This is a genomic window from Microbacterium sp., assembly GCF_039812165.1.
GTDB lineage: Bacteria > Actinomycetota > Actinomycetes > Actinomycetales > Microbacteriaceae > Microbacterium.
Map to the genome: position 1 here is coordinate 1 of NZ_JBDIAB010000273.1, position 3,175 is coordinate 3,175.

At 71.9% G+C, this 3,175-nt stretch carries 4 protein-coding genes; all 4 read right to left on the reverse strand.

The genetic code is table 11. The features are described 5' to 3' along the window. Positions 1–8: 8 nt before the first annotated feature. From WML84_RS14150 to WML84_RS14165, 4 genes are read right to left on the reverse strand one after another with little or no spacing between them, the layout of a single operon-like run. Entirely contained in the window at positions 9–659 is a 651-nt protein-coding gene (locus tag WML84_RS14150; RefSeq protein ID WP_347346780.1) for a CoA transferase subunit B, read from the reverse strand. Between the two features lies 1 nt (position 660). After that, complete coding sequence (locus WML84_RS14155; RefSeq protein WP_347346781.1) at positions 661–1,434, reverse strand: CoA transferase subunit A; 774 nt, start codon at positions 1,432–1,434, stop codon at positions 661–663. Further along, positions 1,431–2,378 carry an alpha/beta fold hydrolase gene (locus tag WML84_RS14160; RefSeq protein WP_347346782.1) on the reverse strand — a complete coding sequence of 316 codons (948 nt, stop codon included), beginning with the start codon at positions 2,376–2,378 and terminating at the stop codon, positions 1,431–1,433. Before WML84_RS14160 ends, WML84_RS14155 begins: the two co-directional genes overlap by 4 nt. Then, a complete protein-coding gene (locus WML84_RS14165) occupies positions 2,375–3,148 on the reverse strand; it encodes a 3-hydroxybutyrate dehydrogenase (protein ID WP_347346783.1) in 774 nt (257 codons plus the stop codon). Before WML84_RS14165 ends, WML84_RS14160 begins: the two co-directional genes overlap by 4 nt. Positions 3,149–3,175 lie beyond the last annotated feature (27 nt).

Sequence of the window (3,175 nt, forward strand, 5' to 3'; positions counted from 1 at the left end):
GCGCGGAGTCAACGACCGGCGAGCGTCTCCGGGACGATCAGCTCGGGCTCGGTGGCGGCGATGACCTCGTCGACGGTGACGCCGGGGGCGGTCTCGACCAGCACGAGCCCGGCGTCGGTCACGTCGATGACGGCGAGGTCGGTGATGATGCGGTCCACGACCCCGCGGCCGGTGAGGGGCAGCGAGCAGTCGTGCACGATCTTCGCGGATCCGTCGCGGGCGACGTGTTCCATCAGCACGATCACGCGTGCGGCGCCGTGGACGAGGTCCATCGCCCCGCCCGGGCCTTTGACCATCTTTCCCGGGATCATCCAGTTCGCCAGATCCCCGCCGGCGGACACCTGCATGGCCCCGAGGATCGCGGCGTCGATCTTCCCGCCCCGGATCATCCCGAAGCTCGTCGCGGAGTCGAAGAACGCCGCCCCGGGAAGGGTCGTCACCGTCTCCTTGCCCGCGTTGATGAGGTCCGGGTCCACGGCATCCTCGGCCGGATACGGGCCGACGCCGAGGATGCCGTTCTCGGACTGCAGCACCACCGTCACACCCGCGGGCACGTAGTTCGGCACGAGCGTCGGCAGCCCGATCCCGAGGTTCACGTACGACCCGTCGGCCAGCTCGCGTGCCGCGCGGGCGGCCATCTCGGTGCGCGTCAACGCCATCTCAGGCTCCTTCCGTGCGCACGGTGCGGCGTTCGATGCGCTTCTCGATGCCGGCACCGACCTCGACGATGCGGTGCACGTACACGCCCGGCAGGTGCACGGCATCCGGATCGAGCTCACCCGGCTCGACGAGCTGTTCGACCTGCGCGATGCACACCCGCCCCGCCATCGCCGCGAGCGGGTTGAAGTTGCGCGCCGCCTTGTTGAACACGAGGTTGCCGTGCCGGTCGCCACGGGCCGCGTGCACGAGCGCGAAGTCGGTCACGATCGCCTCTTCGAGCACGTACTCCCGCGGCTCCCCCGACACGTCGAAGACCCGCACGTCCTTGACCGGCGACGCGACCGCGACCGACCCGTCCGCGCCGTAGCGGCGCGGCAGGCCGCCCTCGGCGACCTGCGTGCCCACGCCGGTCTGCGTGTAGAACGCGGCGATCCCCGAGCCCCCGGCCCGCAGCTTCTCGGCCAGCGTTCCCTGCGGCGTCAGCTCCAGCTCGAGTTCGCCGGTCAGGAACTGCCGCTCGAACTCCTTGTTCTCGCCCACGTACGACGACGTCATCTTCCGGATCCGGCCCGCGTTCAGCAGCACTCCGAGACCCCAGTCGTCGACCCCGCAGTTGTTCGACACGATGCTCAACCCGCTCGTGCCCTGCGCCAGCAGCGCCTCGATCAGCACCATCGGATTGCCCGACAGCCCGAACCCGCCCACCGCCAACGACGCCCCGTCCGGGATGTCGGCCACGGCATCCGCCGCCGATGCACAGGTCTTGTCGATCACGCGAGACTCCCTCCTGCGGCCGCCTCGGCCGCGAGCGCGTCGACGGCGATGGGCGCGGATGCCGCGAGCTCGGCCACGACGAGTGCGAGCGCCGCGGCGCCCTGCTCCGACATCACGATCGTGTAGTGGTTGTAGCTCTCGTATCGCCGATGCTCGACGCTCGGCACGCGCGACAGCGCGTCGGCCAGGTGGTCGAGCGGGTACAGCCCCGGCGGCTCGTCCTGCAACCCCCGCGGCACGGTGATCAGGAGAGCCGGACGGCGGAGCGCCGCGAGCGCGTCGGGCACGGTCGATCCCGTCGTGAGGTCGACGGTGTCGTCGACCGTCGTGCGGTAGCTCGTTGCGGGCCGGAGACCGTCGCCGTCCGGCACGAGGTCGTACGCGAGGTAGCGCTCCAGCTGGGGCGACCAGGCCTCCCGGAACGCCGCATGTCGGCGCCAGAACGCCAGGTAGGCGTCGACGTCGCGGAACCGCATCGACAGCCGCTCGGCGGTCGGCCCGAGGATCGCCGCGACCAGCTCCTCGGGGTCGAGGCCCGCGGGAGCGGCCAGCGGCAGGCCGCCGTCGACGAGCAGGAGGCTCGTCACGGCATCCGGATGCCGGTCGGCGAACGCCACGGCCACGAACGCGCCCATCGAGTGACCCACGACGAGGACGGGAGGGAGCCCCAGATGCGCGCAGACCGCCGCGAGGTCGTCCGCATGCACCGCCATGCCCGCCGGTCCCTCGACCGCGTTGCTCCGCCCGCGGCCGCGCAGGTCGGGTGCGACGAGCCGCACGTGCGGGAGCGCGTCGGCCAGGAACTGCCAGGCCAGGTGCGAGGACGTCACGCCGTGCACGAGGAGGACGGTCGGGGCATCCGCCTCGCCGGCCGCGTCCCACACGCCGACGTGGAGGTCGCCGCCCGCGACGGGCACCTCGATCGTCCGATACGTCCGTGTCATCGTGCCGTCCATCCGCCGTCCATCGTGAGGCTCGCCCCGGTGACCATGCCCGCGCTGTCGGATGCGAGCCACACCGCGAGCGCCGCGACCTCGTCGGGCTCGACGAGCCGCTTGATCGCGGTCTCGGTGAGCATGATCTTCTCGACGACCTCGCTCTCGGGGATGCCGTGGATGCGCGCCTGGTCGGCGATCTGCTTCTCGACGAGGGGCGTGCGCACGTACGCCGGGTCGATGCAGTTGCTCGTCACGCCGTGCGGGCCGCCTTCGAGTGCGGCGACCTTCGAGAGCCCCTCGAGGGCGTGCTTGGCCGACACGTACGCGGACTTGAACGGGCTCGCCCGCAGGCCGTGCGCGCTGGAGACGTTGACGATCCGTCCCCAGCCGCGCTCGTACATGCGCGGCAGCACCGCGCGGATCAGGAGGAACGGCGACTCGACCATGAGCCGGTGCATGAACCGGAACGTGTCGGGGTCGAACTCGTGGATCGGCTGCACGCGCTGGATGCCGGCGTTGTTCACGAGGACGTCCACGTCGAGGTCGAGGCCCTCCTGCGCGGCGGTGTCGGAGAGGTCCACGACCCACGGCTCGCCGCCGGCCTCCGCGGCCGCGCTGCCCGCGGCATCCGCATTGACGTCGGCGACGATCACGTGCGCACCGCGCGCGGCGAACGCCCGCACGCACGCGAGCCCGATGCCGCTGCCGCCGCCGGTGACGAGGACGCGCCTCCCCGCGAGGCTCGAGCCGATCGGCGGGTCGAACGGGCCGCTCATGCCCCCAACGTACACCGCGCCACGGAC

Excerpts from the sequence above, each read along its gene's own strand:
- WML84_RS14150 (WP_347346780.1), bottom strand. The coding sequence starts at position 659 with ATGGCGTTGACGCGCACCGAGATGGCCGCCCGCGCGGCACGCGAGCTG.
- WML84_RS14160 (WP_347346782.1), bottom strand. The coding sequence starts at position 2,378 with ATGACACGGACGTATCGGACGATCGAGGTGCCCGTCGCGGGCGGCGAC.
- WML84_RS14165 (WP_347346783.1), bottom strand. The coding sequence starts at position 3,148 with ATGAGCGGCCCGTTCGACCCGCCGATCGGCTCGAGCCTCGCGGGGAGG.